This window comes from Pseudonocardia sp. ICBG601, assembly GCF_020496245.1.
Map to the genome: position 1 here is coordinate 1 of NZ_JAHLJA010000051.1, position 4,425 is coordinate 4,425.

At 61.7% G+C, this 4,425-nt stretch carries 5 protein-coding genes; all 5 read left to right on the forward strand.

The window, feature by feature from the left end:
• On the forward strand, positions 1-347 hold a 347-nt coding region (locus KPL57_RS17705; RefSeq protein WP_226352463.1), incomplete at its 5' end, for a hypothetical protein.
• A gap of 26 nt (positions 348-373) precedes the next feature.
• Positions 374-628, forward strand: a complete 255-nt coding sequence (locus KPL57_RS17710; RefSeq protein WP_226352464.1) for a hypothetical protein — start codon at positions 374-376, stop codon at positions 626-628.
• A 681-nt stretch (positions 629-1,309) separates the two neighbouring features.
• Entirely contained in the window at positions 1,310-1,753 is a 444-nt protein-coding gene (locus KPL57_RS17715; protein ID WP_226352345.1) for a hypothetical protein, read from the forward strand.
• Between the two features lie 935 nt (positions 1,754-2,688).
• The gene (locus KPL57_RS17720; RefSeq protein ID WP_226352344.1) at positions 2,689-3,027 is read left to right on the forward strand and encodes a hypothetical protein; all 339 of its coding nucleotides are present in this window, start codon (positions 2,689-2,691) and stop codon (positions 3,025-3,027) included.
• A 647-nt stretch (positions 3,028-3,674) separates the two neighbouring features.
• Positions 3,675-4,425 (forward strand): protein rep (locus KPL57_RS17725; RefSeq protein WP_264198249.1); only part of this gene is annotated, 751 nt, incomplete at its 3' end.

Below are 4,425 nucleotides of genomic sequence, written 5' to 3' on the forward strand. Positions count from 1 at the left end.
AGGAGCTGCTGCGCGAGTTCGAGAAGGCGATCAAGGGAGTCCCGCAGATGACCTGGTCACGAGGCAAGCACGACCTGCGCAACATCTTGTCCGAGGAGGAGAAGACCGAGCGTAGCGACGAGGAGATCGTCGACGACGACTCCCTGGACGGGGAGGAGGTCGCGGTCATCCCTCGCGAGTCCTGGCCGCAGCTCCAGCCCCGGGTCCCGGAGTTCCTCTCGATCATCGAACGAGAAGGCACCGATGCTGCTCGGGCCTGGCTGGACGCGAACGGCATCGGCTGGGAGATGCCGACCCGGCTCACAGATACGAGACGCCGAGGTGTCAGACCCGGCTCTGAGATTTAAACGACCATGATTTTCATTGTTGATAGGTGGCGAAGGCGTCACGAGGAGAAGAGTTGAGATCGTCTGATGAAAGAGTTTGGGGTCCGGTTATTCTGCAAGCGGCTGAATCTATTGTTGTGCATGGGATAGACCTGAATGTCGAGGATGAGGTGGAGACGTACTGGGATATTGTTTTTGCCAACAGTTATCAGTATGCAGTGGAAGAATTTGCCGATCGAGCCGACGAACGTCTCGACGAGACAGCTGCAGCCCTTGCTCAAGTTCTGAGTCGGGGTGGTTAGGGTCCGCCGACGTTGTCTCGCCTCAAGGGGTCTTCTCTGACTCAATTACTCTTCGGGCCACCCAGATTGAGAACCCCGAGGATGACCTGTACGGAGACAAGCCGCTGGGAGCATTCTGGACATCTTCTTATCTTCCTAATGGAGATAGCGCATGGTCTCGCAGTGAAAAAAGTGAGTTTGCCAGCCTAAACAGAAAACTGCGTAACTTCACATTTCGCTTGCCTCCGCCGCGGGATATATTCATTATTCGGTATCCGGAAGATTACCGACGGCTCGTTGCTGATTATCCACGCAAACTTCAGAACGGCCGGACTGTGGTTGATTGGCGCCGAGCGTCGGATGACTATATGGCGGTCCGCCTGACAGCGTGCGGTCTCGCGCTGGCACACCATTTTCGTGTCGTAACTCCGGCGGGAGTTGCATGGCTCAGCGGATGGGACGCTGAGTCTACTGCGTGGCTTCACTTGCCCTGCAACGCGGACCTTGATAACTGAAGTCGTGGTCATAGAGGTTCATCCAGGGTGATCACGAAGTGTTGTAGTGTTTCCCCAGGTCGGGATCGTAGTGAGGTCGCTCGCTAGGAGTTCCTGAATAATCCTCATAAAGTTACTAAACGTGTGTAAAAGCAATAGTTGGTAATTCTGAGCGAGCCTGTTCGGCTTACCGATATACGGAGGAAAAATGCGCGTTCTGAAGATTTTTATTGCCGTACTCTTTATCTCTGCAGTGGTTGTCGGATCAGCTTTTCTTAACCCTTCGGAAGCGTATGCTGCTACCAAGACGATCGGCGACTGTGACATCATTATGGAAGTGCCTCACGCTTCAGGGCACGTCCGAGGAAATGTTACGGTTGATCCGCGAATCAAGTGTAAGACCAAGCAACGATATCTTGGCGTAACCGCAGTAATGGAGCGCAAGTTTCCCGGTTCGCAGTACACGTGGAAGATTTCAGCTAAGCGTAAGGGAGGCAACGTAAATTATATGAACGCCACTCCTAATGAACGATGCCAGAAAGCAGACTACCGAGTTAAAGCGGATTTCTTGATTGTCGATAATCGCGGAGTGCGCCATGGAGAGTTCGGCTATGTCTCGATCTGGAAGTCCAATCCGTGTAGACTGCCGTGATAGCCTACTAATTGGGTCGAGTTGTCTGGTTTTAATTAGCCGACTGTGCAAAGTTAGTTCTATGTGCCACAACTGTTCTGCACGCTTTCATTCAGGGTGCGACTTGCTCCGGTAAGTCCGTGTGGTGCTACTTGGCACTGGCGCAGCTTGCCTGCCTCGCTGATGTCCTGATGATTCACGGCTAGCGCGCATCCCGTAGCGGAACAAGCTGCCGTTCTCCGCGGGCGTCGGTGGCCGGGAGTGAAGTGTTTGTGCGGAACCGGCGTCGGGACCGGCGGGATCACAGCACTGTGTATAGGTGTGGTGGCAGTTGATCTTGGAGCGGCTGCGACGAGCGCGTCGTACGCGAGCCACCGAAGGTCAACCGCCACCACACCTACCCGGACCGCACCCCGCCCCAGCGGGGGGGTACGAAAACGCGGGTGTCAACGTATGATTGACGCCTGGGGTGGTCGTCGATACGACGACATGCAGCTGGTGCTTGGAGGGTGGGGCTGCGGTCACGTCGGCGCGCGGAGCGCCGTCAGAGGGCCGCAGGTGCCCGCAACATGCCCGGTGGGGTCCGCGGGATGTTGCTGCCCAGGCTTGCGGGCACCTGCGGCCCTCTGATGCCCTGTGGGGCCGACGTGACCGCAGCCCCACCCGGAGCCGGCCCCTACTCCTCTCTCTCGGGTGGTGAGGGGTGCTCGGCTGCTGCGGGAGCAGAGGCCCTCCCCGGAGGGGCCGCCGGAGGCAGCTCTTGGGTGTCGGCCTGCGCTGGGGGTGTGGCCCAGCGGCGGGCGGTCATTCGAGGGATGCCGGTCGGGATCTGGTGCGGGACTGGGGGTCTGAGGCGCACATGGCGATCCAGGGAGTCACGCGGTCGGGGAAGAGCAGGTTCGTCTACGGCTTCCTGGGCCAGCTCGCGGAGAGCCCGCTGGTGACTGTCGCGGGGTGTGATCGGCCGTCTGCTGGCCGAGGGCGCGAAGGCTGGTGTCCGAGTGGTGCTGGTCGTGCAGCGGGCGGAGGCGGCTCTGATGGGGGCGTTTGAGCGGGCTCAGTGCTCGGTGAAGGTCAGCTTCCGCAGCGACAACCCGGCTGCGGTGGAGCTTCTGCACCCCGGTGCGGCCCGGGATGTGGCAGAAGCCCAGGTCAGCGCCCTACCGGGTGTCGGTTTGCTGTCGGTGCCGGGGGCTCCGCTGGCGAGGTTCCGAGCCCTGCACGTCGGCTCCTACGCCGATTACGTGAAAAAAATCCGGTCTGCTTCGGCGGTTCGCGCCCCTGGTGCGGCCTGAGATAGGCCAGATTAGGACCCAACAAGAGCAGAACGCCGTGGCCAGTCGGAGTTTGAGCCCTCCGAGTTGGCGTCCAGCGCGGCCCGAGAATCAGGAATCAGGTCGTCTGGATGTTCACGGCGTTTGCTCCCTCCACGGTAGAGCCCCTCTCGCGGGTTCACCAGTCGACTCTCCGAGACCACGTCTCGTCTCGTCCTCCTTCGCTGCTCGGGGCCTCCTCCGGGTCTGTCGTGCTGCCTGCGGGTGGCCCGGCGGGCCGCGGCGCCGGAGGCGTGAGCGGCCTGTCGGGGCCGCCCCTTGGCACTTACACGGATGTACCTTCCACTGCAGGTCACAGCGTTGCTGGGGGCTGTTGTCAGCGGTGGTTCTCGTTGCGGGAGTGGGTGCGGAAGAAGAGCGGTGATCCGGCTGCGGAGCAGGTCCGGCGGGACGAGGCGCGCGCGGCCCGGTACGCGCAGCGAGAGGGTCTCCGTAAGGTGTATCGGGGTCGTCGGGTGCGCGCGTGCGGGCTCCCGGGCCTCCGTCCGGACGCCTCCGTCGTCGCGAAAGTGACGGAAGTCACAGAGGGTTGTGGGAGGGTGAAGCGGGTCGCGGGGCTCGCGGGGTTGATGCGGTGCGGGACGGTGTGGACGTGCCCGGAGTGCTCGATGCGTATCTCGGTGGAGCGGACGGCGTTGCTGGGGAAGGTGGTGACGCGGCACGTCGAGGATGGCGCTCGGGTGATGACGCTGACCCTGACGTTGCGGCACTTCGCTGAGCACGAGCTGGCCCTGTCGGTGAAGGCGTCACGGACGGCTTTCAGTCGGGTGACTGATGGCCGTGCGGGGATGCGTGACTACGTTGAGCTGGGGCTTCGTGGTTGGTCGCGGTCGCCGGACCTGACCTGGGGTGTCGAGAACGGTTGGCATCTGCATCAGCATGTGACGCTGGTGTTCGAGCCGGGCACGACCGATGAGCAGATGACCGAGCTGGCTGAGGGGTGGTTCACCCGCTGGTCGCGGGGTGCGGTGGCCGCGGGCATGCCCGCTCCGGATCGGGAGCACGGTCTGGACTTCGAGATCCTGCCTGACGGTGACACCGAAGCGGCCCAGGCCTGGGCGGCTTACCAGGCCAAGGGCATCGCGGCTGAGCAGCTGATGGCCGGTCACAAGAAGGCGAAGGGGACCTCCCGCACGATCGGCGAGCTGATTCACGACGCAACGATCGGGCGGACCTACGAGAACCCCGAGACCGGTGCACAGGTCCAGATGGTCGATCTGCAGGCTCAGGAGCTGCTGCGCGAGTTCGAGAAGGCGATCAAGGGAGTCCCGCAGATGACCTGGTCACGAGGCAAGCACGACCTGCGCAACATCTTGTCCGAGGAGGAGAAGACCGAGCGTAGCGACGAGGAGATCGTCG

Coding starts and splice junctions, on each gene's coding strand:
- KPL57_RS17715 (WP_226352345.1), top strand. CDS start 1,310: ATGCGCGTTCTGAAGATTTTTATTGCCGTACTCTTTATCTCTGCAGTG.